Below are 24,087 nucleotides of genomic sequence, written 5' to 3'. Positions count from 1 at the left end.
CCGTCGTGACGCATATCCTCGTGACCGGCGGTGCCGGGTTCATCGGCTCGCACATCACCGCCGCGCTGCTGGCGGCCGACCATGACGTGTCCGTGCTGGACAGTGCGCATCCGGCCGCGCACAACGAACCCTTACAGGTGCCCGACGGGGTGCACCTGCATCAGGCCGACGTGCGGGACGCGGACGCCGTCAAGGTGGCGCTGCGCGGGGTCGACGCGGTGCTGCACCAGGCGGCGCTGGTCGGGCTCGGCGCCGGGCCGGGTGACCTGCCCGAGTACGTCGGCTGCAACGACCTGGGCACGGCGGTGCTGCTCGCCGCGATGGCCGAGGCCGGGGTGAAGCGGCTGGTGCTGGCCAGTTCGATGGTGGTGTACGGGGAGGGCGCGTACCGGTGTGACCGGCACGGCCCGGTCCGCCCGGCGCCGCGCACGCCCGGCGATCTGGAGGCGGGCCGGTTCGAGCCGCCGTGCCCGGTGTGCGGCCGGCCGTTGACCACGGATCTGGTCACCGAGGACGCGCCGCTGGATCCGCGCAGCGTGTACGCGGCGACCAAGGTGGCCCAGGAGCATCTGGCCGCGATCTGGGCCCGGGAGTGCGGGGCGAGCGTGGCGGCGCTGCGGTACCACAACGTGTACGGGCCGGGGATGCCGCGCGACACCCCGTACAGCGGGGTCGCGGCGATCTTCCGGTCGTCGCTGGAGGCCGGCCGTGCGCCGCAGGTCTTCGAGGACGGCGCCCAGCGCCGCGACTTCGTGCACGTCGGTGACGTGGCCGCGGCCAACGTGGCGGCGCTGTCCGCCGACGCCGGTTTCCGCGCCTACAACGTCGCGTCCGGTCATCCGATCACCATCGGTGAGGTGGCCGGCGCCCTGGCCGACACGGTCGGCGGCCCGCGGCCGGTGGTGACCGGCCGGTTCCGGCTCGGCGACGTGCGGCACGTGGTCGCGTCCCCGGCCCGCGCCGCCGCCGAACTGGACTTCCACGCCGCGGTCACGCCGGCCGAGGGCCTGAAGGAGTTCGCATGCGCCCCGCTCCGCGGCTGACCCACGACCGGCCGGACCGCGTCACCGCCCGGCCGGCACCCGACCGGTGGGCCGCAGTGGCGGCGTTTGCCCTGGTGGGCGCCGCGGTTCTCGTCGGCGCGGCACTGGGCTGGGCCGGTCATCCGGTGCACGCGCCGGCCGCTCCCCTGTTCGGGCACGTGATGCCGCACGTCGGTCCGGGCACCCCGTTCGCGGTGCTGATCGCCGTCGCCGTGATCCGCTGGGGCCCGGCCCTGGCCGAGCGACTGTCCTGGCGCCGGTTGCTGCTCACCGGGTGGGTGGCGTCGGTGGCGTGGACGTTCGCGCTGGCCCTGATCGACGGCTGGCAGCGGGGCGTCGCCGGCCGGCTGACCACGCCGTTCGAGTATCTGACCGAGGTCCCGCACGTCACCGACGTCCACGCGATGCTGCGCGGGTTCACCGACCACATCCTGCTGGGCTCGCCGGACAACTGGACCACGCACGTGTCCGGTCATCCGCCCGGCGTTCTGCTGGTCTTCGTCGGCCTCGACCGTCTCGGCCTGCACGGCGGCGGCTGGGCCGGAACCCTCTGCATCCTGGTCGGTTGCGCGGCGACGGCCGCGGTCGCGGTGACGTTGCGGGCGCTGGGCGACGAGCCCGCGGCCCGCGCCGCGCTGCCGTTCCTGGTGTTGTTCCCGGGCGCGGTCTGGGTCGGGGTGTCGGCCGACGGCCTGTTCACCGGCGTTGCCGCCACCTCCCTGGCGTTGCTCGCGGTCGGCCTGACCCGGCCGTCGTGGTGGTGCGCCACACTCGGCGGCGCCGGGCTGGCCGCCTGCGCGTACCTCTCCTACGGCTTGATCCTTCTGGTCCTGCCCGGGGCCGCGGTGGTCGTCGCGGCCCGCACCCGCCGGTGGCCGATGCTGCTCTGGGCCGCCGCCGGAGCGGCCGCCGTGGTGGCCACGATGAGCGGGCTCGGATTCAACTGGTGGGAGGGATATCGCCTGGTCAAGATCCGTTACTACCAGGGCCTGGCCAGCGCCCGCTCCTACACCTACTGGGTCTGGGGCAACCTCGCCGCGTTCACCATCAGCGCGGGCCCGGCCGCCGCCCCGATCCTCCGACGGGCCATCACCCGGCTTCCCGCAGGCGTGCGCCTGCACCGCCCGTCCATGCGCCTCTCCATCGATCTCGCTCCCCCGGTGCTGCTGTGTCTCGGCGCGCTCGCCGGAGTCGTCGCGGCCGATCTCTCCGGCTTGAGCAAGGCCGAGGTCGAGCGGATCTGGCTGCCGTTCGCGATCTGGCTCCCGGCCGCCGCGGCCCTGCTGCCGGCCGCCGACCGACGCCGCTGGCTGTGGCTGCAGGCGGCCACCGCCCTGGTGGTGAACCACCTGATCCTGACCAGCTGGTGAGCCCGGCTCAGCGAAGCTGCTCCCGCAGGAAGCCGATGATCTCGGCCCGGGCCGCCCGGGCCTGCGGAACCAGGTGCGGCAGGCTGAGGAACGCGTGCGGCGCCCCGCGATGCTCGGTAACGGTCACGGGCGTGCCCGCCGCACGGAGCCGCTGCGCGTAGGCGCGTCCCTGATCGGCCACCGGGTCGGCGGTCGGCACCACGACCAGCGCGGGCGCGAGGCGGGCGTGGTCATCGACGTACAGTGGGGAAATTGTCTTTTGATCGGAAACCGCCAGGCGGCGGAAGAAGGTCATCTGCGGCACGGTCAGCATCGGGCTGTCGGCGAACTCGCGCATGGACGGATAGTCGAGCGCGGTCTCGGTCAGGTCGACGCACGGGTTGACCAGCACCTGGGCCCGCAGCGGGAGTCCGGCGTCGCGGGCCCGGATCGCGGCCGTGGCGGCCACCAACGCTCCGGCGCTCTCGCCGAAGACCGCCACCCGGTCGGCATCAACCTCCCCCGCGGAGGTACGCCGGAGCACCTCCCACCCGTCGTCGACCGCCGCCGACAGCGGCACTCCCGGCCCGACCAGCCGATGCTCGACCGACACGACCAGGGCATGCAGCCGCGCGGCGACGTGGCTGCTGATCCAGTCGCACTGCACGGCGGTGCCGACGAACCCGCCGCCGTGCACGTGCACCACGAGCGGGAGTCGGCCGCTCGCCCCGGCCGGCCGGTAGACGCGCACCGGCAGCGTGCGCCCGGGCAGGTCGATCCGCTCCCATCCGATGGTGACGTTGCGGGCCGGGAAACCGCTGATCAGCCGGGCCGCGGGCAGGGCTCGGCGGCGGTTCTCGGACTCCTGCAGGGTGGTCAGCTCGGCGTCGGACATGGTCGCCCAGTCCGGTTCTTTCCGCAGGGCCTTCAGCACTCGCACGCTCATGGAGCCTCCCCGATCGAGTTACGCTACTTGAAGTATCGATACTAGAAGTAGCATAACTCGATAGGGTGGGGCCATGCACCGATCGCCCGGCCGTCCCCGCTCCGGAATCGACGACGCGGTTTTCGCGGCCACGCTGAAAACGGTCGACGCGCTCGGTTACACACGGGCCACGGTGGATCGCATCGCGGCCGAGGCCGGGATCGCCAAGACCACGATCTACCGGCGCTGGCCGACCAAGGGTGCCCTGATCACGGCATGTCTGATCGACGCGCTCGGCCCGGCGCCGATGACCGGTGCCGGGCGGGCAGAGGTGCTGGCCGCCGCGACCCGCTGGATCGCCGCGAAGATCGGCGAGCCGGGGATCGGCGCGGCCTTCGCCGGGGTGTTCACCGACGCGGTCAACGACCCGGAGCTGCGCCAGGTCCTGTCGACCCGGCTGCAGGATCCCTACCGCCTGGCCTTCCAGGAGGTGCTGAACGAGTCCGAGCAGCGGGTGCTGTTCTTCATCGACGTGGTGGTCGGCACGCTGCTGCACCGGCTGGGCATGACCGGCCGGCCGATGGCCGACGACGACGTGGACGCCCTGGTCACGATGGTCCTGACCGTTTTCGACGAGCCGCCCGGCTGAGCGTCAGCCGCGCCAGGTGTGCTGGGGGTCGTAGCCGAGCAGGCGGCGGGCCTTGTCGATGGAGAGCAGCGTCTCGTGCTCGCCCAGCTCCCGGGTGACCGGGATGTCCGGGAAGTACTCCGCGGCCAGGTCGGCCGTCCGCCGGCTCATCACCGTGTCCGCGTTGGCGATGACGAAGATCTCGACACCCTTGCGGTCGTAGTCGAGGGCGAGCCGGACCGCCTGCGCGCCGTCGCGGCCGTCGATGTAGCCCCACAGGTTCCAGATACGCTGCCGGGGGTCGGCGTCGAACGACGGGAAGGCCGCGTAGTCGGACGGCTCCATCACGTTGGAGAACCGCAGCCCGACCATGGTCAGCTCCGGGTTCCACCGGCAGAACTGGGCCGCCATCTGCTCGTCGAGGTGCTTGGCCAGCGAGTACGACGTCTCCGGACGCGCCGCGTACTCCTCGTCGACCGGCAGGTACGGCGGCGGGGTGTCGAACGGCAGCCCGAGCAGGGTCTCGCTGGACGCCCAGACCACCCGGTCGATGCCGGCCGCGCGGGCCGCCGCGAACACGTTGTAGCTGGCCGTGATGTTGTTGGCGAAGGTCGCCGCGTTCGGCACCACACCCGGGCCGGGGATCGCGGCCAGGTGCACGACGGCGTCGACGCCGGTGTAGCGGCTGTCGATCGCGGTCAGCGCCTCGACGACCTGGCCGTAATCGGTCAGATCCACCCGGGTGAACGGGCACAGCGGCTCCCGCGGCGCGACCAGGTCGAGGTTCACCACCTCGTACCCGTGGTCGGAAAGCTCCTGCACGACGAAGCGTCCCAGCTTGCCGCTGCCACCGGTCACCGCGATGCGCGCCATGTCACGTCCCCACGCTCAAGATCGGATCTCCACCTTATGCGACTCACCCGCGGGCGGTCAGTGAGGCCCGCAGTCTCCGCAGGGCCTCGGCGCGCACGCCGGCCGACGCCGGGGAGCCGGTCCGGGTGGTGGCGCGCACCGGCACCTGCCGGGGCATGCGCGCCGTGGCGGCGACGATCTCGCTGATCAGCGACGGTCCCCAGGAGCCGCCGACGACGATCTCCCCGGGGTCGGCCAGGGCGATGACGGCGGCGATCACGCCGCCTACGGCGGTTCCGATCATTTCCCGTACGGCGGTGGGACTCGCGATCAGCCGCTCGGCGTCGATGGCCGTGGTGCCGGGTCGGCGCAGTCCCAGCTCGCCGAAGAGCTCGATGAACGGGATCGCCCGCCCCTGCGGCCCGACCGTCAGCAGGTGCGCGATCTCCCCGGTCAGCCCGCTGGAGCCGCGCCGGATGCCACCGTCGTCGACGACGGCCGCGCCGAGCCCCTCGCCCAGGAACAGGTACGCGAAGTCGTCCTGGCCCTCGGCGGCGGCGGCCCAGTTCACGTCGTTGTCGACGACGACCGGGCCGTCGACGTACGCCGAAAGGATCTCCACCGGGTCGAGCGCGCCGACCAGGAACGGCGAGTCGGGCAGTTGCACCAGACGCCCGGTGACCCGGTCGACCGGGTCGGCCGCGCTGACCACGGCGAGCCGGATCGGCTGGTCCACCGCGTCGCGCACGCCCGCGACGGCCTCGATCAGGGTCTCGCCGACCCGGCTGGGCTCGCCCGGCCGGGCCACCGAGGCGACGCCGTCGCCGTAGACGTTCAGGCCCTCGGCGACGATGCCGGACGGTGCGATCGTCACGGCCAGGGCGACGCCGACGGACGGGGCGAGCGCGTAGTACGACCCGACGCGGCCCCGGCCGCGCCCGCCCGGTGTGCGCTCGCCGGTGTCGGTGACCAGGCCACGCTCGGTCAGGCGGCGCACGCTCTCGCCGGCCGTGGGCTTGGAGATGCCGATCTCGACGGCCAGTTCGGCCCGGGTCAGGCGCCGGTGGCGGGTCAGCGCGCGGAGCACGTGCTCGTCGGTGAGTGACCGGACGAGGTCCTGTGACGGCTTGGCGGTGTCCACGTGCCGATTCTAGTCAAGACCCTTGCCTGGAAAAGGTTCGCGCCCCTATGGTCGTACAAGTAAAGGGGTTTGACTTGAAAGGAATCGCCATGGAACTCCCCCACTGGGAAGAGCAGCCGGCCGATCTGCGCGCCGCCACCCGCGAGGTCAAAGCCGCTCTGCGGGCCCGCATCGCCGCGTCCGGCCGCACCGTGGAGGAGGTCTTCGCGGTCGTCGAGCAGCGCGTGCAGTCGGCGGTCGACGACATCGTGGCGGCCCGGCGCCGCGGCGAGACGGTCTGGCCGGAGATCGACTACGCCGACATCGAGGCGGGCACGGTGCCGGCCGAGCAACTGGCCCGGCTGCAGCGCCGCGGCTGCCTGATCGTTCGCGGACACTTCGACCGTGGGCAGGCCCTGGAATGGGATGCCGGGATCGTCGACTACGTCGAGGGCAACCGCTTCTTCGAGAACTACCGCGGCCCCGGTGACGACTTCTTCGGCAGTGTCGGCTCGAAGCCCGAGATCTATCCGATCTACTGGTCACCGGCGCAGATGCAGGCTCGTCAGAGCGAGCGGATGGCCACCGTGCAGGCGTTCCTGAACAGCCGGTGGAAGCACGAGTCCGACGGTGTTCAGTGGTTCGATCCGAGCCGCGACTCCCTGTACCCGGACCGGATCCGCCGCCGGCCCGAGGGTGCCGACTCGGCCGGGCTGGGCACGCACCTCGACCCGGGCACGCTCGACCTGTGGATGACCAGCGCCTACCAGCAGGCGTTCCGGCACCTGTTCGACGGCAGCGTGGAACAGTACGACCCGTGGGACGCGGCGCACCGCACGGACGGGCCGCAGTACCCGGGCTCGACCATGTGCTCGGCGTTCCGTACGTTCCAGGGCTGGACCGCGCTGTCCGACATGGATCACGACCAGGGTGTGCTGCACACGGTGCCGATCCCGGAGGCGATGGCGTATCTGATGCTGCGCCCGCTGCTGCCCGACGTGCCGGACGACGACATGTGCGGGGTGACCGTGAACCAGGTGTTCCCGGCCGGGCACAAATGGCACGCGCCGCTGATGGACGCGCTGTCCGGCATTCCGGACGTGCGGGCCGGCGACTCGGTGTGGTGGCACTGCGACATGATCCACAGCGTGGCGCCGGTGGAGGCCCAGAAAGGCTGGGGCAACGTCATGTACATTCCGGCCGCGCCGTGGTGCCCGCGCAACGAGCGCTATGCCGCGTCCGTACGGGAAGCCTTCCTGTCGGGCGAAAGCCCGAGTGATTTTCCGGCCGAACACTACGAGCGCTCCTGGCCGAACCGTTTCCGGCCCGCCGACCTGAACGAGATCGGTCGTCGCGGCCTCGGCCTTCAGTGAGGACTTTCGCTTCTCGGAGGTGCCGGCGCTGTTTCATGACCGGCGGGCGACCAGCTCACCCACCTCGGTGCGGGAGGAGACGCCCAGCTTGCGCAGGATGTTGGAGACGTGCACGGCCGCCGTCTTGGGTGAGATGTAGAGCCGCCGGGCCAGCTCGGTGTTGGTCAGCCCGTCGCTGATCAGCACCGCCACCTCCCGCTCGCGGGGCGTCAGCGCGGCCGTACCGGTCACGGCCGGCCCCGCATCGGCCGGGGCCAGACCCAGCCGGGCGCGGACCTGGTCGAGCTGGGCGACACGCCAGCCGTCCCACTGGCACAGCAGCGACGCGGCCGCGTCGGCCTGCACGGTCGCCTCGGCCCGCCGGTCGGCGGCGAGCAGGCAGCGGGCGGCGCCGACCCGGGCGGTGCCGCGGGGCGCCGGGCCCAGGATGTGCGTGTCGACGATGGACAGGTAGTCGCCCAGCGCCTCGGCGTGCCGCCCGTGCGCCTCGGCCAGCTGGGCGTGGAACAGCGTCCGGTAGGCGTCCCAGACGTCGCTGTCGTTGAGCAGTTCGGCGGCCATCGCATCGAGCCGGGGCCCGGGCAGCCCGACCTCCAGCGCGGCCGAGATCAGGTCGTTGGCCTGCTCGCCGCTGCGCCACGGCTGCGAGTCCAGCGCGGTGATGAACTCGGCCAGAAGTTCCTCGGCCCGCGCCAGGTCGTGCCGGCGGCAGGCCAGGTGAAAAGCGAGCCCCGGAATCACCGTCGGCGGGTTGTCCGGCACCGCGGCCAGGTCGGTGATCACCTGCTCGGCCCGGTCCAGTTCGCCGGCCTCCAGGTAGAGCCCGGCCAGGAACACCCCGTGATAGTCGGCCCACCGGCCCCGGCGCTGATAGCCCCGGTCCTGCTCGCGGCCCTCCTCCAGCGCGGCGATGGCCGCGCGCAGGTCACCGCCGCGCAGCGCGAGCCGGGCCCGGCCCTGGAAGTAGGAAGCCACGGCCAGGGACTCGAAACCGGCCCGCTCCGCGTCGACGCGCATCCGCTCCAAGGTCTCGGCGTGCTCGGCCGGTGACGCCGGCGGCTCGCCGTTGACCAGACGGTTCAGCGCGCGGGCGGCCAGCACCCACTCGCCCGCCGCCTCGGCCTCACCGACCAGCGCGGACAGAATCCTGTTACCGGCCGCGGCGGTCTGCGGGCGCTCGCTGAGGATCGAACCACGTTCGAGCAGGGCGGCCAGACGGACACCGGGAAGGTTGAAATCCTCGGTCAGCGCCAGCGCCCGGTCGGCCCAGGTGAGCGCGCCCTCCAGGTCGTCGCGCAGATAGGCCGACTGGGCGACCGCGGTCATCGCCCGCGCCTGGGCGGCGCCGGGCGGAAGCTGCTCCACCAGCGTCTCGATGTCGTGGGTCAACGCCACCATCTCACCGGTCTCGCGGGACTCCCACGCGCAGCGGACCAGCAGATACAGCGACTCGGCGCGGTCGGCCGCGTCGACCGCCAGGTCACGCCAGCGACGCCCGTACCGCAGACCGTCGTCGAGCAGGCCGGCCAGCCACGCCGCGCGGGCCGCGGCCCCGAGCAGCTCGGTGTCGTCCGGTGCCTCGTCCAGACCCATCTCGGCCAGCTGCAACGCCTGATAGGCGGAGCCGATCGACAGGTACAGCGCGGCACCACTACGGGCGGCGGCGATCAGATCCTCATACCGCCCGGCGCCGCGCGCATGATGCGCCACCATCGCCGGATCCGACGCGCCACTGCTCAACAGCACGTCCAGCGCGGTCTCGTGCAACCGGCGGCGCTGCCGGCCGAGCATCTGCCCGGCGATCGCCTCCCGCACCAGCGCGTGCCGGAACGCGAACTCGTCATCCCCGGACTCCACCAGCACCCCGCGCGTCACCAGGTCACGCAGGACGGTGATCAACTCGTCCTCCCCGGCGCCGGTCACCGCCGAGAGCAGATCGAACGGGATGCGATGCCCGAGCACGGTCGCCGCCTCGACAATCCGGTGACTGACCGGATCAAGATCGTCGACCTGGCGGCGCAACACGTCGGCCAGGCTCCACGGCAACGGCTGATCGACCAGCTCCTCCAGATCGAAACCGGGCAGCGCGCGCAGCAACTCCTCCAGGAAGAACGGGTTGCCACCGGTGCGATGGTGCAACGCCGTCGCGGCCCGCAAGGGAGCCGGGGCACCGGTCGCGGCCGCGAGCAAAGCCGCGGTCTGCGCAGGAGAAAGACGATTGAGACGTACGTGCGTGACCGCGTGCCGCCGTTCCAGCTGCGCCAGCAGCCCGGCCACCGGACGGCGGCGGGTCACCTCGTCCGGCCGGTACGTCCCGATGAGCAATCTCGGACCGTGCTGGTCGGCGATGCGCTCGAACAGGGCGGCACTCTCCGAGTCGGCCCAGTGCAGATCCTCGAACACGATGACGGCCGGGGCGTCGCCGATCAGCTCGTTCACGATCGCCAGGCCGGTGTGCAGCCGCTCCACCGGGCTGCGCCTCGGATCGGCCAACGCGGTCAACTGCTCCTCGTCGACCTCGTCACGGTGGTCGATCGCATCGAGCAGCACCTCGTACGGCCGGGACAGCGAACCCGGCTCGGCCTGACCCACCAGCACCACGGTCCCGGCCGGCAGCGTCGCCAGCAACTCCTGCACCAGGCGGGTCTTCCCGATCCCGGGCTCCCCCGCGATGATCGCCACGGCCGGCTCACGCGCGGCAGCGAGCCGCGCCAAACGGCGCAGCTCGCCATCCCGCCCGACCATCACCGAACTGGCACCGCCACGGACGATTCGCACGAGGCCAGGTTACCGGTGGGCTGCCCCCGCACCGCCTCCGATTTCCGTCCCCGCCGCGCCCGCCGCGCCGTCTGAGCGGCAGCCAGCAGCCGCTCCCGATCCGCCTCGGCGATCAGTTCCCGGCGGCGCTCGTCGGCCAGGTTCATCATGAGTTCCGGATGCATCAACATGGTGTGACTCCCTGTCGTTCGTTCGCTGATACATCAATCCTCGAACGACAGAGCCCCGGACACATCAGACGCTGTTGCGTATCTTCGCAGCTCAGAGGGGCCTAGGTAGGCCTGAGTCGGCGCCTAGGCATACCTAGGAGCCGCCGGCCAGCTGTCCGGTTGCTGACAAAGAATCTCGTGAATTCCCTGGAATGGCGGACCGGAGATCGGCATCGAACAGGGGGACAGAGAAAGCTCGCCTGTGCTGATAGGAAACCCACCATGCGTATCTTGCCCCTGGCCGCCGTCGCCCTGACGGTGACCGCGCTGACCGCCTGCACCGAGTCCGGCCCGCAGAGTGTTGCCGGCGACGCGGCTCCGGCCGGCCGGCCGTCGCCCGTCGTGACCTCCGTTCCGCCGTCGGCACCGGCGTCGCCGTCGCCGAGTGCGTCCGTCTCGGCCAAGCCCTCGGCGGCGACCACCACGACGTCCGCGGGCGGGGTGCGTAAGACCGACTGGGACAACGTCACGTTCAGCGACCTCGCGAACTACGGCGAGATGCGGTTCAAGAACGGCAAGGCGACGAACGGCGCCAACACGTGCACGATGTTGCCCGGCGGCGCGAAGCCGTTCTACGCCGAATACCTGGCCGAGGAGCCGGCCGACGCGCCGGTGGTCGAGGATGCGCTGCTGCTCGTGGAGTGCGGCTCCGACGCGTACGACCAGATGCTCGTGCCGGCCCACCTGACCGGAGGAAAGGTCTGGGCCGCGGCCGGCGGTGTCATCAAGGCGGACCCGCCGCCGGGCCCGGGCAAGCGGATGACGTTCGTCTCGTACCGGGTGGAGAGCGAGACGATCGTGGCGACGGTCCGTAAGGCGGACGGTGGCACGCAGGTGCGCCGCTACCGGTTCGAGCCCACCGGCTGGGTGCGGGCCTAACTCGTCCGTACTTCCCGCAGGATGGCCTCGGTGTGGTCGGTGTCGCCGACCTGCCGGATCTGCACGTACAGCCCGTAGTCGCCGGTCGCCGGCGTGATCAGGGCTTCGGTGAAGGAGATGCCGGTGCCGCCGCACCCGGTCCAGCGCTGCACGACAGCGGTGCGGTTGCCCAGGTCCGGGTGCGGGTCGGGCCGGCGGACGCACGTGGAGTGGTCGGGCAGCGCGGGTGCGGTGCCGCGCAGGGCCGGGCTCAGGCCGGCGAAGACTCCGGGGACCGGGTTGGCCGGGTCCTCCCAGGCGCTCAGGTCGGTGCCGACGACCAGGCCGGGCGCGTGACCGCCGGGCAGGCTCAGGGTCGCCGGGTTCCAGCCGGTGCCGCGGACCTGTTCGGCCCAGACGGCCGGCACCCACACCGAGACCTGGCCGGTGGTGTCGCTCACGCGGGTCCAGGTGGGTGCGTCGTCGAACGAGGCCACCGCGGCCAGCAGCAGCGTGCTCAGCGCGGCAGTGACCGCCAGCCGCCGCCCGTGGGCGGGCCGCCGGCGCGGTTCGGGTGCGGTGCGGGCCGCGTCCAGGGCGTCGGCGAACGCCGCCGCGGTCGGCCACCGGCGGGCCGGCGCCGCGGCGAGGGCCCGCATCACCACGGCGTCGACCGCGGGTGGAAGGCCGGGTCGTAGCTTCGACGGGCGGGTCACCGGCTGGGCGGCGGCCGCGGGTACGGCCTGGATGGAGGCGGGCAGCGTGGGTGTCCGCCCGGTGAGCATGTGGTAGGTGAGCGCGCCGAGCGCGTACACGTCGGTGCGCTCGTCGAGGCCGCTGCCGAGCAGCGCCTGTTCCGGGGCCATGTAGCCGGGTGATCCGGCGACGACGGTGAAGCCGGACCCGTGCGTGAGGGCTTTGGCCAGTCCGAGGTCGCCGACGAGCACCCGGTTCTCGTGGAAGAACACGTTGGACGGTTTCAGGTCGCGGTGCACGATGCCGAGCTCGTGCAGGACGGTGACGCCGCGGGCGGCTTCCACGGCGACGCGCAGCGCTTCACCGACCGGCAGCGGGCCGTCCTCCAGGCGTTCGGCCAGGGTGCCGCCCGACGCATACGTCATGACCAGGTAGGGCCGCCCGTCCGGCAGTTCGCCCACGTCGAGCACCCGGACGAGGCGATCCGACTCGGCCCGGCGCATGATCCGGCCCTCCTCGGTGAACCGGGCCCGCACGTCGAGCTGGTGGGTCCAATTCTCGGCCAGGACTTTCACCGCGACCGGGCTGCTCAGTTCGTCGTCGTCGGCGAACCACACGGTGGCGAACGCGCCGGAGCCCAGGCGCCGCCCGACGCGATATCTGCCGATCAGTTCAGGCACCGCCACGGCCGTACTATAAGTCGATCACGGGGGAAGAGGGGTGCATGGCGTTCAATGTGGAGGTCGAGGCGCTGGCCACGGCGGCGGCGGGCGGTGATCGGGGCGCGCTCGACACCCTGCTGGTCCGGATCGGACCGGACACGTTGCGGCGCTGCGGCCGGATCCTGCCGTGCCGCCAGGATGCCGAGGAGGCCTGTCAGGACGCGTTGCTGCAGGTCGCGCGGAACATCACCCGGTTCAACGGTGATTCCACGTTCGCCACGTGGCTGTACGTCGTCGTCGCGAACTGCGCGCGCCAGACCTACCGTTCGCTGAAGCGTCGGGCGGCCGAGAGCACCGGCGCCGAGCTGCCCGCCGATCGGCCGGACCCGCGCACCACCAGCGTGATCGCCGGTTCGCGCCTGATGCTGCTGGACGCGCTGGAACGTCTGGAGGCCGAGCGTCCGGGCCTGGCGACGGCGCTGGTGCTGCGCGATCTGAGCGAGCTGGACTACGAGGAGATCGCGGCCCAGCTGTCCATCACGGTCGGCGCGGCCCGTTCCCAGGTGTTCCGCGCCCGTCAGCACCTGCGTCAGTCCCTGGACGAGGCGCTGGCGTAGGCGGGCTCCGCGACCGGGGCGGTCCGGGAGCGCAGCAGGGCCCATCCGACCAGGGCGGCGGCCATCGCGGTCAGGGCCAGGCCGGCGACGGTGACGGCCTGTTCGAACTGGGCCGACTGGTGTGCGGTCCAGTTCGGGGACGTGATGGTGCCGGTGAACATGGCGGCCAGGATGGTGCCGGTCACCGCGATGCCGGCGCCGGAGGTGACCTCGGACGAGGTGTCGACCAGGGCGGCGCCGATGGTGGTGCGGTTGCCGGGCAGGCCGCGCAGGACGTTCACGACGGCGACGGCGCCGACCACGCGCATGCCGGCGGCGACCAGGATCAGGGCGAGCGCGACCCAGACGTAGCCGAAGCGGCTCAGCAGGCCGTAGACGGCCAGGCCGGAGACGATGGCGGCGGCGCTGAGCCAGGCGGCCCGGTCGAGGCCGACGCGCTGCACGAACGGGTTCACGAACGCGCCCCCGGCGATCAGCACGACGACCTGCGGCAGCAGGCCGATGGCGGCGCGGGCCGGGCTCCAGCCCCAGTCGAGCTGCAGCTGCAGCGTGACCAGGTAGCCGAGGCCGGCGATGGCCAGTCCGGCGGCCGCCTTGTAGGCCAGGCCGCTGGAGACCAGCGGGCGGGCGACGAGTTTGAGGTCGAGCAGCGGGAACCGGGCCGAGCGTTCCCGGGCGACGAAGGCGATCGCCGCGGCCACCGCCGCGACCGTGACCGCCCAGGGCAGCCAGGTGCCGGCGCCCTCGTTCAGGAACATGGTCGGGGCGATCAGGGCGAGCACGATCGTCGTCGTGCCGAGCGCCGCGCCGAGCCCGTCGATCGGGTCGCGGTGCAGCCCGGCCGGGTCGTCGGCGTCGATGCCGAATCGGATGCAGACCATGGCCAGGACGGCGACCGGAACGTTGACCAGCAGCAGCACCTGCCAGGGGGCGATGGCCAGGACGAGGCCGCCGGTGGTCGGGCCGACGGCGAGGCCGACCAGGCCGATCGTCGAGATGAAGGTCATCGCGCGGACGCGCAGGCCGTCGTCGTCGAAGAGCCGGAAGGCCAGCGCGGCCGAGCCGGGCGTGGTCATCGCCGCGGCGACGCCCATCAGCGCGCGGACGGCGATCAGCTGCCCGGCGGTGCTGACGAACGCGGTGGCCAGGCTGGTCACGGCCAGCAGGGCCAGGCCGACGAGCATGACGCGGCGGCGGCCGTACCGGTCGGCGATCGCGCCGAAGACCAGCATCAGGCCGCCGAAGACGACCGCGTACGCCCCGGTCACCCACTGCAGGTCGACGGTGGAGGCGTGCAGTTCGCGGCCGATGGTGGGCAGGGCGACGTTGAGGATCGAGTTGTCGAGCATCTCGAAGAGGAAGACGGCCGAGAGTCCGGCCAGGGCCACCCAGGCGGCCCGGAGGGATGGGGCGCTCATTGGCGCTCCTTTCGCGAGGTCAGTGGATACGAACACCGTTCTACTCCGGTACAGCGTTCGTATCAAGAAGAACGGTGTTCCGAGTGAACTAGAACACCGTTCGTAAGATCCGCTAAACTGCGGGCATGTCTCCGACTCCGCAGGAACGGCGCGCCGCGCGGCACCAGGCCGATCCGAACCCGCCCGCGGTCCGGCGCGGCCCGTCCGGCGGGCGCAAGAAGCCGATCACCGTCGACGCGATCGTCAGCACCGCGTTCGGGATCATCGAGACCGAGGGGTACGCGGCTCTGACCATGCGCCGGCTCGCGGTCGCGCTGGAGACCGGGCCGTCGTCGCTCTACGCGCACGTGGTCAACAAGGAAGACCTGGACGAGCTGCTGATCGGGCGGCTCAGCGCGGAGATCGAGCTGCCCGAGCCCGACCCGGCGCGCTGGCGGGAACAGCTCGTCGGCGTCTGCACCCGGCTGCGCGATCAGTATTTGCGCTATCCGGGCATCTCGCAGGCCGCGTTCGCCGCCGCGCCGTCGAACCTCGACACCCTGAGGGTCAGTGAGGGGATGCTCGCCATCGTGCTCGCCGGGGGTGTGCCACCGCAGGTCGCGGCCTGGGCGGTCGACTCACTGACGCTCTACGTCAACGCGCACAGCCTGGAGGTGTCGGTCGCGAACAGCCGGATCAGCCGCAACGAGGACGGCTGGGTGGTCGGGCGCGACGAGATGCTGCAGCGCTTCGCCGCGCTGCCGGAAACCTTTCCGCAGACCAAGCGGTACGCGGCCGAGCTGACCGCCGGCACGACCACCGACCGTTTCCTGTTCACCGTCAACCTGATGATCGACGGTCTCCCCCACTCCCAGGCCGAGCCGTCCTGATCGGGGGTCCATGAAACGATTTACAGCGCGAGAATGCCCGGTCATGACGAGCATGACCGGGCTACCTCATCGAGCGCCGTAGCGCCTGTTCGTCAGGCCGTTCAGCAGCGCGGCAAAGACCAGGACCGCACCGAGTGCGAGCAGCTGATACTGCGAGCCCTCGTTGCCGATGAAGGCGAGCAGGATCCCGGCGTTGAGCCACACGATCAGCAGCGTCGCCAGGACCACGCCGGCCACGCGTCCGATGCCGCCGGTGATCGCGACGCCGCCGAGCACGGCGATGGTGATCGCGGGCAGTGCCATGCCGTTGCCCGAGACACCCGCGTCCGGGCGGGCCGAGGCAAATTGGCCGACCGTCACCACAGCGACAAGACCCGAGATCAAACCCGCGTAGACGTACGCCTTCAAACGCGTGTCGCGGACCGGAAGGCCGGCCCAGCGTCCGGCGACATCGTTGGTGCCGATCGCATACAGCCGCCGCCCGTAAGCCGTGCGAGTCAGCAAAAGCCACACCGCAACGACCGTGGGCAGCAGAAACGTGAAGATCCCGAGCGGCACGTTCGGGATGTACTGCCCGAACAGCGGGAGTTCGACAGATTTGGTGATCGAGTACAAATCCTGGACCGGCTTGGTGCTGATCGGGGACTGGTTGTTGATGACGATGGCGATCGACTTGTAGGCGTAGAACGTGGCCAGGGTCGCGATCAGTGCGGGGAATCCGACGTAGGAGACGAGGAACCCGTTCACGGCGCCGAGCAGCGCACCGAACACAGCGGTCAGGATGATGGCCGCCCAGAGGGGCCAGCCCCACTCGCCGTACGCGAAGCCGAAGATCATCCCGGCCAGAGAGACGATCGCACCCACGGAGAGATCGATGCCGCCCCGGCCCGAAAGGATGACGAAAAGCTCGGCCAGCCCGAGCATGGCCAGGGGAACCGCGTTGATCAGTGACGCCGACATGTAGTCGAAGTCGTAGGGCGCGGTCAGGTAACCGCCGGCGTCCTGGATGAAGAACGTGACCACGACGGCGACGATCAGTACCGCGAGCAGCGCGATCCGCTGGGTCAGCAGGATGCGCAGGGCGCGGGCGCCGAACGACTCGCGGGTCTCGACCGGCGTTGCCGGCTGGGTTTCGACGATGGTCATCGGGTCCTCCGGGCGCGGGCACGCAGCAGGTCGGCGCCCACCGCGACGATGATGAACACGCCGACGAACAGGTCGGACAGCTGGGATTTCCAGCCGAGCTGGGTGACGCCGGAGCTCACCGACTGCACGAGCAGCGCGCCGAGCAGCGTCCCGAGCACCGAACCGCGCCCGCCCATGATCGACGTGCCGCCGATGACGACGGCCGCGATCACCGCGAGCTCCTTGCCCGAGCCGACCGACTGATCCAGCGTGGACGTGCCCTGGGCGATCACGAAACAAGAGGCAAGACCGACGAGCAAACCCGTGATCACGTACGCGATGAGCACTCGTCTCTGCACGCGGACGCCCGCGAGCCGGGCCGCGATCGGGTCGCCGCCGATGGCGAAGAAATGCCGCCCGCCGGCCGTGTGCCGCAGGTACCACCAGACCGCCGCGGTGATGACGACCGTGATCAGGAAGGCGTGCGGGATCCCCAGGGTGCGGCCCTCGGCGCCGCGGCCGAAGAAGGCCAGGGTGCCGGGGATGCCGTTGACCGTGGTCGAGCCGAAGATGCGCAGGCCCAGGAAGGTGAACAGGTTGGCCGTGCCGAACGTGATGATGATGGCGTGCACCCGGCCGTAGGCGATGAGCACGCCGTTGACCAGGCCGAGCACCGCGCCGGCGACAACCGAGATCAGCACGGCGACGCCCAGGTTCACGCCGGAGTCGACCAGGGATTTCGCGGTCAGCACGGAGCAGACCATCATCCCGGCGCCGACCGAGACGTCGATGCCGCCGGTGATGATGATGATCGTCATGCCGACGCCGACCAGCGCGATCGGCGCGGTCGCGACCAGCAGCGGCTGCAGCGAACCGGCGGTCAGGAAGGCCGGGGTGGTCAGGGCCAGCCCGATCCAGAGCAGGACGATCACCGCGACCAGGACCAGTTCCTGGCCGGACACCGGGGCGGGCAGCACCCGGCCGCGCGGTTTCGGCGGGTCGGTCGCGGCCGGCGGCCGCACAGCGGTGGTCGTCATCCGACCTTCTCCTCAACGGGTTCTTCGATGGCGTCCTCGGAGCCGGCCGCCGCCGCGAGCAGTTCGACCTGGGTGGCGTCCGGGCCGAACTCGGCCGTCGTGGTGCCGCCGCGGACCACCTGGATGCGGTCGGCGATGCGCAGCGCCTCGGGCAGGTCGGAGGTGACCACCAGGACGGCGGTGCCCTCGTCGGCCAGCTCGGTGATGATGCGGTGGATCTCCTCCTTGGCGCCGACGTCGACGCCCTGGGTGGGCTCGGCCAGGATCAGCACCTCGGGGCGTTCCACCAGCTGGCGGGCGAGGACCACCTTCTGGGCGTTGCCGCCGGACATGGCGCTGATCGGCTGCCGCTCGTGCGGGGTCTTCACGGCCAGGCGCTTGATCAGGCCGAGCGCGACCTCGCGTTCCTTCCCGCGGTCCAAGAAGGCGCCGAAGCGGGACAGTCGGCGCAGGTGGCCGGCGGAGATGTTGAACGCGATCGACTGGAAGCCGAACATGCCCTCGGCCTTGCGGTTGGCCGGCAGCAGGGCGATCCCGAGCTTCTGGGCGTCGCGGGGCGAACGGGGGTTCACCGCGGCACCACGCAGTCGCAGGTCGCCGGCGGTGGCGCGGTCGATGCCGTAGACGCAGGCGGCGATCTCCGAGACACCCGAGCCGACCAGGCCGTAGAGGGCGACGATCTCACCCTTGCGGACGGTCACGTCCACGTCGTGGAACCGGCCGGTGCGGCACAGTCCGCTGAGCTCCAGGATCGGCGGGCCGTCGGGGACCGTCCGGTGGGGGCGCTCGTCGGAGAGGATGCCGCCGACCATGAGTTCGGCGATCTTGCGGACGGTCAGGTCGCTGATGCCGTACGTGCCAATTGTTTTTCCGTCTCTCATCACCGTGACCTCGTCGGCGATCCGGAACAACTCGTCCAGTCGATGCGAGATGTAGATGACCGAGACGCCGGAGCTGGTCAGACGGCGGACGACGTCGAAGAGCACCTCGATCTCGGCGTCGGTGAGGATGGCCGAGGGTTCGTCGAGGATCAGCACGCGGGCGTCGCCGGCCAGGGCCTTGGCGATGGAGATCTGCTGCTGCCCGGCGATCGAGAGCGTGCCGACCGGGGCGGTGGCGACGTGCGCGGGCAGCCCGAGCAGGTCGAGCAGTTCGACGACCTTGGCGTTCTGGGCGGCCCAGTCGACCCGGCCGCGCTTCTTCAGCTCGCGGCCGAGGAAGATGTTCTCGGCCACCGTGAGCTCGGCGAACAGCTGTGGCTCCTGGTAGACGGTGGCGATGCCGAGGGCCAGTGCGTCGGTGGTCGACCGGATCGCGACCTCGGTGCCGTCGAACTCGACGGTGCCGGTGTCGGCGGTCTCCACCCCCGAGACGATTTTGATCATCGTCGACTTGCCGGCGCCGTTCTCGCCGACCAGGGCGTGCACCTGCCCGGGTCGTACCGTCAGGTCGGCCTGGCGGATCGCCCGGACCGCACCGAACCGCTTCGAGATTCCGGTCAGTCGCAACCGCGGGGATTCGTCTTCTTCTGCCACTCTGCTAGCTCTTCCGTTCGGCCGGGGCTGCATCCTACGCAGCCCCGGCGGGCGGCATCAGTAGTTGAACTGGTCGACGTTCTGGTCGGTGATCGCCAGCGCCGGGCCGAGCAGCAGCATCTTGCTCGTCGCGTCGTAGGTGACCGCGCTCAGCTTGTCACTGACGTTGTTGGTCGCCTGGAACTGCTTGCCCTCGGCGATCTGGGCACCGGCCCACGCGGTCAGATAACCCAGGTTCTGCACGTCCCACAGGATCGCGGCGGTCGACGACTTGTCGGTCAGGTACGGCTTCATCGACTGCGGCGTACCCAGACCGACCGTGAAAACCTTGCCGATCTTGCCCGCGTCCTTCACCGCCTGCGCCACCCCGGGCGCGGACGACGTGCACTCACCGACCAGACCGGTCAGATCCGGGTGCGCGTTCATCAGGTCGGTCGCCATCTGGGTGGCCTTCGCCTGATCCTCACCGGCGTAGACGACATCGACGATCTGCGCGTCCGGGTACTTCGTCTTCGTGTACTCCTGCTGGACCTTGATCCACGCGTTGAGGTTCTCGGCGGTCTGGCCGCAGGAGACGATGGCGTACTTGCCCTTGCCGCCCATGGCGGTGAGCAAGGAGTCGGTGAGGCCCTGGCCGATGCCCTCGGCCGTGGCCTGGTTGACGAACACCTCCCGCACGCTGCTCGGGGCATCCGTGTCGGCGGTGGCGACGTGGATACCGGCGTCCTTGGCCTGCTGCAGCAGCGGAGCCATCGAATCCGGGTCGTTGGGCGCGACGATCAGCGTGTCGACCTTCTGCTGAATGTACGAGCGCACGATGTCGGCCTGCGCCGCCGCATCGGCCTGCGTCGGCCCCTGATACAGCCACTCGACGTTGCCGAGAGCGGCCGCCGCGGCCTTACCGCCCGCGTTCATCGCCTCGAAATACGGAACACCCTGCAACTTCGGAACAAACGCGATCTTGTACGTCTTCGCGCCGCCCGTGCTGCCGGACGAGGTGTCGTTGTCGTTCTTCTTCGTGCAACCGGTGAGGGCGAGAGTCGCGGCGGTCGCCATGGCGACGGCGATCTTCACATTGGCGCGCATGGATTCCTCAAGGGTGAAAAGGGTGGAAGCGGAGGGCCTTGCCAGCTGCTCTGAAACGTTTCACGCTGTGAATGCGCTCACGTTACGTCGTGGTGGCGGGAGTGTCAACAGTCACTGCCCTCAGTTGATCTTGCCCCTTAAAACCTTTCACCGACCGCCGTCGCCGCGGGCCTTCTTTCGGGTGATGCCGTTCTGGTGGTCGCAGCCGACGATGGTGTGATGACGCGACAGGGATGGTGGATTGCCGCGGGCGGGGTGCTGCTGGTGGCCGGGGTGGTCGGGTTCCTGGCCGTGCAGACCTTGGACGATGCGGACAAGTGGGCCAGTGTGCTGTCGGCGGTGGTGGCGATGGCCGGGCTGGCAGTCAGTGTGCTGGCCCTGATCGAAGGCCGATCGGATCCGGGGCGGGGTGGGCAGTCGGTCACCGGCACGAGCGTCGGCGGCGGGGTGCGGCAGGTCCGCGGGGTCGACGGCAGCGTCCGGATCGGCTCGGCCGGCCGGGCAGCGGCGCCGCCCGTCGCTCCCGCCGCGATCGGTGACGGCGGCGGTACCGATGGCGGGCAGTCGGTGGACCGATCGCGGGTGTCGGGCTCGGTCGACCAGATCGATCAGGTCGGCGGCGACGTCGAGGTCGACCGATGACCCGCTCGTGGATCCCGCGCCCGGGCGTGCGGCAGACGGTGACCGGCAGCGTGGTCTTCGGCGACATCATCCAGATCACCGGTGTCGGCGGCGACGTGACGGTCAGCCTGGACCGGCCGCCGTACCGGATCACCCCCGCCGACGACTCCCCCGTGCCGGTCAGCGTGGCCCGAGCGCGGGCCCAGCCGAGCCGGCTGTTGCTGGCCCGTCACCAGATCGTGCCGTTCACCGGCCGGGACCACACCCTGGACGAGCTGGCCGCCTGGGTCAGCAGTGACGAACCGGTCGCCGCAATGCTGGTCCACGGCACGGGTGGCCAGGGCAAGACCCGCCTCGCCGGGCAGGTCAGCGGTCACTGCGCGACCGCGGGCTGGGCGGTGTGGCAGGTGACCCACACCCCCACCCCGGTCGCCGGGTCCACCGCGGTCTCGACCGTCGAGCTGGCCGGTGGTGCGGTTCTCGCGGTGGTGGACTACGCCGACCGGTGGCCCGCGTCGGCCCTGCTGGCCCTGCTCACCCAGCTACGAGATCTGCACGCGCGGGCGGGAACCCGGGTGCGGGTGCTGATGCTGGCCCGCTCGGACGGCTACTGGTGGCCGGCGCTGGCCGACCGCGCCGACAGCGACCTCGGCGTCGAGGTCGACCAACGGGCGCTGCCGGCCCTGGCCGCGGACAGCGACGACGACCGGGCGGGCCTGTTCGTCGCCGCCGCGGCCCGGTTCGCCACCGCGCTCGGCTTCGACCATCCGACCGGCTGGCCGGTGCCGGACCTCACCGGGGACGGGTTCGGGCAGGTCCTGGCCGTACACATGGCGGCGCTGGCCACCGTGGACGCGACCCGGCACGGCGAGACCCCACCCACCCGGGCCGCCACGGTGTCGGCGTATCTGCTGCGGCGCGAGATGGCGTACTGGTATCACCTGCACACCCGCACCGAGTTACCGATGCCGAGCCCACCCACGGTGATGCACCGGACGGTGGTCGCCGCGACCCTGACCGGTGTCCAGCCGCGCGACGAGGCCCGCCAGGCCTTGGCCGATGCCGGAGCCCTCACCCCCGACATCGGCGCCGATCAGATCATCGACGACCACGCCACCTGCTACCCACCGGCCGACACGCGCACCGTGTTCGAACCGCTGCACCCCGACCGGCTCGGCGAGGACCTGATCGCCCTGTCCACCCCTGGCCACGGCCACCAGGGCGTCGTCGACCTGGAGCGCGACTGGACCCCCGTGGCCATCACCGGGCTGCTCACCACCGGCGACTCGACGCCGACATGGACGCCGACCGCGATCACCGTGCTCGTCGAGGCCGCCCGCCGGTGGCCGCACCTCGCCTCCGACGTGCTGTATCCGATCATCCGCACCCGTCCCCAGTTGGCGATCGCCGCGGGCGGGGCCGCCCTGACCCGGCTGACCGGCATCCCCGGCATCGACCCCACGATTCTGGAAGCCCTCGAACCGCTGCTGCCCGCCGACCGGCACATCGATCTCGACATCGCCGCGGCCGCCATCACCGGCGTGCTGACCGAACACCGCCTCGCCCACACCACCGACCCGGCCGAACAAGCCCGTCTGCACGCCGGCCAGGTCTTCCGCCTGGCCCGGGCCGGCCGCCGGGAACAGGCCCTGGCCGCGGCCGAGAAGGCCCTGGCCATCCGGCGCCGGCTGGCCGAGGAGAATCCCGACACCCACCGGCCCGACCTCGCCGTCTCCTTGAACGACCTCGGGCTGCGCCTGTCCGAGTCGGGCCGCCGCGAACAGGCCATCGCCCCGGTTCAGGAGGCTGCCGTCGTCTTTCGCCGGCTGGCCGCGGCGGACCCGGACACCTACCTGCCGCACCTCGGCGCGTCGATGAACAATCTCGGTGCGCTCCTGGCCCGGCTGGGCCGCCACGAACAGGCCCTGGCCCCGGCCGAAGAAGCCGTGACCATCCGGCGGCAGCTGGCCGGGACGAACCCCGACGTCCACCGGCCCGACCTCGCGGCGTCGTTGAACAACCTCGGCGGCTGCCTGGCCGAGCTGGGACGACCGAAGCAGGCCCTGGCCCCGGCCGAGGAAGCCGTGACCATCTGGCGCCGGCTGGCCGAGACGAACCCCGACACCTACCTGCCCGACCTCGCCAGATCATTGACCACGGTCAGCAACTGCCTGTCCGGGTTGGGCCAGCACGAACAGGCGCTGGCGCCGGTCCGGGCCGCCGCCGTCACCTATCGGCGGCTGGCCGAGGCGAACCCGGAGGTCTACCTGCCCGACCTCGCCGCCTCGCTGTACAACCTCGGCGCCTACCTGTCCGAGCTCGGACGCCCCGACCAGGCCCTGGCCCCGGCCGAGGAAGCCGTGACCATCCGGCGGCGGCTGGCCGAGACCAATCCCGACGTCCACCTGACCGGCCTGGCCGACTCGTTGAACAACCTCGGCGCCTACCTGTCCGAACTGGGCCGCCCCGACCAGGCTCTGGCCCCGGCCGAGGAAGCCGTGACCATCGGACGCCGGCTGGCCGAGACGAACCCCGGCGCCCACCTTCCCGGCCTGGCCGACTCGCTGACCAACCTCGGCGCCCACCTGTCCCAGGTCGGCCGCCCCGAATGGGCCCTGGCCCCGGCCGAAGAAGCCGTGACCGTCGGACGCCGGCTGGCCGACGCCGACCCGGACACCTACCTACCCCTGTTCGCGGCGTCGTCGGTCAACCTCGGCGCCTGCCTGTCCCAGCTGGGCCGCCATGAGCAGGCGCTGGCCTGTACCGAGGGCGCGGCCGTCATCTACCGGCGGCTCGTCACGACGAATCCGCACGTCCATCTGCCCGCCCTCGCTCAATCGTTGATCAACCTCATCACCTGCCTGGTCGCGCTGGGCCGGCCCGAGCAGGCCCTGGCCGCGTCCGAGGAGGCCACCATCGTCCGGCGGCGGCTGGCCGAGGCGGACCCGGACACCGGCCAACCCGGCCTGGCCCTGTCGTTGTGGATGTACGCCACCCTGTGCGTCGAGGTGGAGCGCAACCTGCCCGCAGCCCTGGACGCGATCGCCGAAGCGACCCGGCTCTACGGCTCGTTGGTCGCCCGTCAGCCGCAGGAGTTCGCCGTCCAGGCGCTCTCGGCGCACCGAACCCTGGCCGACGTGCTGGACAAACTCGGGCGCCGCGCCGAAGCGAACAGTCTCCGGCAACAGCTCGACGCGGTCTCGATCAAAAACCGGAGCTGAGCACCTGCGTTCACACTGTTGATGAGCCGGAAACATTAGCCTTACAGTCGGCCCACTCGACTCCG

The 24,087-nt window shown here is 71.3% G+C and carries 20 protein-coding genes; 9 read left to right on the top strand and 11 right to left on the bottom strand.

What is annotated here, in order from left to right:
* Positions 1-5: 5 nt before the first annotated feature.
* Both ACSHV8_RS14370 and ACSHV8_RS14365 read left to right on the top strand, forming a co-directional pair.
* Positions 6-1,043, top strand: coding sequence for an NAD-dependent epimerase/dehydratase family protein (locus ACSHV8_RS14370; RefSeq protein ID WP_436533187.1), 1,038 nt, complete (start codon positions 6-8; stop codon positions 1,041-1,043).
* On the top strand, positions 1,022-2,413 hold the full coding sequence (locus ACSHV8_RS14365) for a hypothetical protein (protein WP_436533185.1): 1,392 nt from the start codon (positions 1,022-1,024) through the stop codon (positions 2,411-2,413). Before ACSHV8_RS14370 ends, ACSHV8_RS14365 begins: the two co-directional genes overlap by 22 nt.
* Before the next feature lie 7 nt (positions 2,414-2,420).
* On the opposite strand, the gene ACSHV8_RS14360 is transcribed toward ACSHV8_RS14365, so the two are convergent.
* Positions 2,421-3,338: an alpha/beta hydrolase gene (locus ACSHV8_RS14360; RefSeq protein WP_436533184.1), complete on the bottom strand. Its 918-nt coding sequence runs from the start codon at positions 3,336-3,338 to the stop codon at positions 2,421-2,423.
* 73 nt (positions 3,339-3,411) lie between these two features.
* Between ACSHV8_RS14360 and ACSHV8_RS14355 the strand changes: the two genes are divergently transcribed.
* Positions 3,412-3,966: a TetR/AcrR family transcriptional regulator gene (locus ACSHV8_RS14355; protein ID WP_436533182.1), complete on the top strand. Its 555-nt coding sequence runs from the start codon at positions 3,412-3,414 to the stop codon at positions 3,964-3,966.
* A gap of 3 nt (positions 3,967-3,969) precedes the next feature.
* On the opposite strand, the gene ACSHV8_RS14350 is transcribed toward ACSHV8_RS14355, so the two are convergent.
* Together ACSHV8_RS14350 and ACSHV8_RS14345 are read right to left on the bottom strand one after the other, a co-directional pair.
* Entirely contained in the window at positions 3,970-4,818 is an 849-nt protein-coding gene (locus ACSHV8_RS14350; protein WP_436533180.1) for an NAD-dependent epimerase/dehydratase family protein, read from the bottom strand.
* Positions 4,819-4,861: 43 nt separating this feature from the next.
* Positions 4,862-5,938, bottom strand: a complete 1,077-nt coding sequence (locus tag ACSHV8_RS14345; RefSeq protein ID WP_436533178.1) for an ROK family transcriptional regulator — start codon at positions 5,936-5,938, stop codon at positions 4,862-4,864.
* 89 nt (positions 5,939-6,027) lie between these two features.
* Between ACSHV8_RS14345 and ACSHV8_RS14340 the strand changes: the two genes are divergently transcribed.
* On the top strand, positions 6,028-7,290 hold the full coding sequence (locus tag ACSHV8_RS14340) for a DUF1479 domain-containing protein (RefSeq protein WP_436533177.1): 1,263 nt from the start codon (positions 6,028-6,030) through the stop codon (positions 7,288-7,290).
* A gap of 33 nt (positions 7,291-7,323) precedes the next feature.
* Here ACSHV8_RS14340 and ACSHV8_RS14335 read toward each other — a convergent pair whose 3' ends face one another.
* Together ACSHV8_RS14335 and ACSHV8_RS14330 are read right to left on the bottom strand one after the other, a co-directional pair.
* Entirely contained in the window at positions 7,324-10,068 is a 2,745-nt protein-coding gene (locus ACSHV8_RS14335; protein WP_436533175.1) for an ATP-binding protein, read from the bottom strand.
* Complete coding sequence (locus ACSHV8_RS14330; RefSeq protein ID WP_436533173.1) at positions 10,035-10,238, bottom strand: hypothetical protein; 204 nt, start codon at positions 10,236-10,238, stop codon at positions 10,035-10,037. The genes ACSHV8_RS14335 and ACSHV8_RS14330 overlap by 34 nt, the downstream gene beginning before the upstream one ends.
* Before the next feature lie 261 nt (positions 10,239-10,499).
* Between ACSHV8_RS14330 and ACSHV8_RS14325 the strand changes: the two genes are divergently transcribed.
* Positions 10,500-11,156, top strand: coding sequence for a hypothetical protein (locus ACSHV8_RS14325; RefSeq protein ID WP_436533171.1), 657 nt, complete (start codon positions 10,500-10,502; stop codon positions 11,154-11,156).
* On the opposite strand, the gene ACSHV8_RS14320 is transcribed toward ACSHV8_RS14325, so the two are convergent.
* Positions 11,153-12,517, bottom strand: coding sequence for a serine/threonine-protein kinase (locus ACSHV8_RS14320; protein WP_436533170.1), 1,365 nt, complete (start codon positions 12,515-12,517; stop codon positions 11,153-11,155). The two genes, ACSHV8_RS14325 and ACSHV8_RS14320, sit on opposite strands and share 4 nt — an antisense overlap.
* 38 nt (positions 12,518-12,555) lie before the next feature.
* Between ACSHV8_RS14320 and ACSHV8_RS14315 the strand changes: the two genes are divergently transcribed.
* Positions 12,556-13,110 carry an RNA polymerase sigma factor gene (locus ACSHV8_RS14315; RefSeq protein WP_436533169.1) on the top strand — a complete coding sequence of 185 codons (555 nt, stop codon included), beginning with the start codon at positions 12,556-12,558 and terminating at the stop codon, positions 13,108-13,110.
* Here ACSHV8_RS14315 and ACSHV8_RS14310 read toward each other — a convergent pair.
* Positions 13,083-14,528: an MFS transporter gene (locus ACSHV8_RS14310; protein ID WP_436533167.1), complete on the bottom strand. Its 1,446-nt coding sequence runs from the start codon at positions 14,526-14,528 to the stop codon at positions 13,083-13,085. The genes ACSHV8_RS14315 and ACSHV8_RS14310 overlap by 28 nt on opposite strands.
* 125 nt (positions 14,529-14,653) lie before the next feature.
* On the opposite strand from ACSHV8_RS14310, the gene ACSHV8_RS14305 reads away from it, so the two are divergent.
* Positions 14,654-15,397, top strand: a complete 744-nt coding sequence (locus tag ACSHV8_RS14305) for a TetR/AcrR family transcriptional regulator (protein ID WP_436533166.1) — start codon at positions 14,654-14,656, stop codon at positions 15,395-15,397.
* A gap of 66 nt (positions 15,398-15,463) precedes the next feature.
* On the opposite strand, the gene ACSHV8_RS14300 is transcribed toward ACSHV8_RS14305, so the two are convergent.
* The 4 genes from ACSHV8_RS14300 to ACSHV8_RS14285 are packed head-to-tail and all read right to left on the bottom strand — an operon-like array spanning position 15,464 to position 20,180.
* Positions 15,464-16,543 (bottom strand): ABC transporter permease, encoded by a 1,080-nt coding sequence (locus ACSHV8_RS14300; RefSeq protein WP_436533164.1) that lies wholly within the window; start codon positions 16,541-16,543, stop codon positions 15,464-15,466.
* The gene (locus ACSHV8_RS14295) at positions 16,540-17,559 is read right to left on the bottom strand and encodes an ABC transporter permease (RefSeq protein ID WP_436533162.1); all 1,020 of its coding nucleotides are present in this window, start codon (positions 17,557-17,559) and stop codon (positions 16,540-16,542) included. The genes ACSHV8_RS14300 and ACSHV8_RS14295 overlap by 4 nt, the downstream gene beginning before the upstream one ends.
* Complete coding sequence (locus ACSHV8_RS14290; RefSeq protein WP_436533160.1) at positions 17,556-19,094, bottom strand: sugar ABC transporter ATP-binding protein; 1,539 nt, start codon at positions 19,092-19,094, stop codon at positions 17,556-17,558. Before ACSHV8_RS14290 ends, ACSHV8_RS14295 begins: the two co-directional genes overlap by 4 nt.
* 57 nt (positions 19,095-19,151) lie before the next feature.
* Entirely contained in the window at positions 19,152-20,180 is a 1,029-nt protein-coding gene (locus tag ACSHV8_RS14285; protein WP_436533158.1) for an autoinducer 2 ABC transporter substrate-binding protein, read from the bottom strand.
* 219 nt (positions 20,181-20,399) lie between these two features.
* Between ACSHV8_RS14285 and ACSHV8_RS14280 the strand changes: the two genes are divergently transcribed.
* Positions 20,400-20,822 carry a hypothetical protein gene (locus ACSHV8_RS14280; RefSeq protein ID WP_436533157.1) on the top strand — a complete coding sequence of 141 codons (423 nt, stop codon included), beginning with the start codon at positions 20,400-20,402 and terminating at the stop codon, positions 20,820-20,822.
* Positions 20,819-24,022: a tetratricopeptide repeat protein gene (locus ACSHV8_RS14275; protein ID WP_436533155.1), complete on the top strand. Its 3,204-nt coding sequence runs from the start codon at positions 20,819-20,821 to the stop codon at positions 24,020-24,022. Before ACSHV8_RS14280 ends, ACSHV8_RS14275 begins: the two co-directional genes overlap by 4 nt.
* The last annotated feature ends 65 nt before the right edge of the window (positions 24,023-24,087 follow it).

Origin of the sequence: Actinoplanes sp. HUAS TT8 (assembly GCF_051380535.1) — a bacterium.
GTDB lineage: Bacteria > Actinomycetota > Actinomycetes > Mycobacteriales > Micromonosporaceae > Actinoplanes.
The sequence above is the reverse complement of the archived record's forward strand: the minus strand, read 5'-3'. Positions and strand labels throughout refer to the sequence as shown.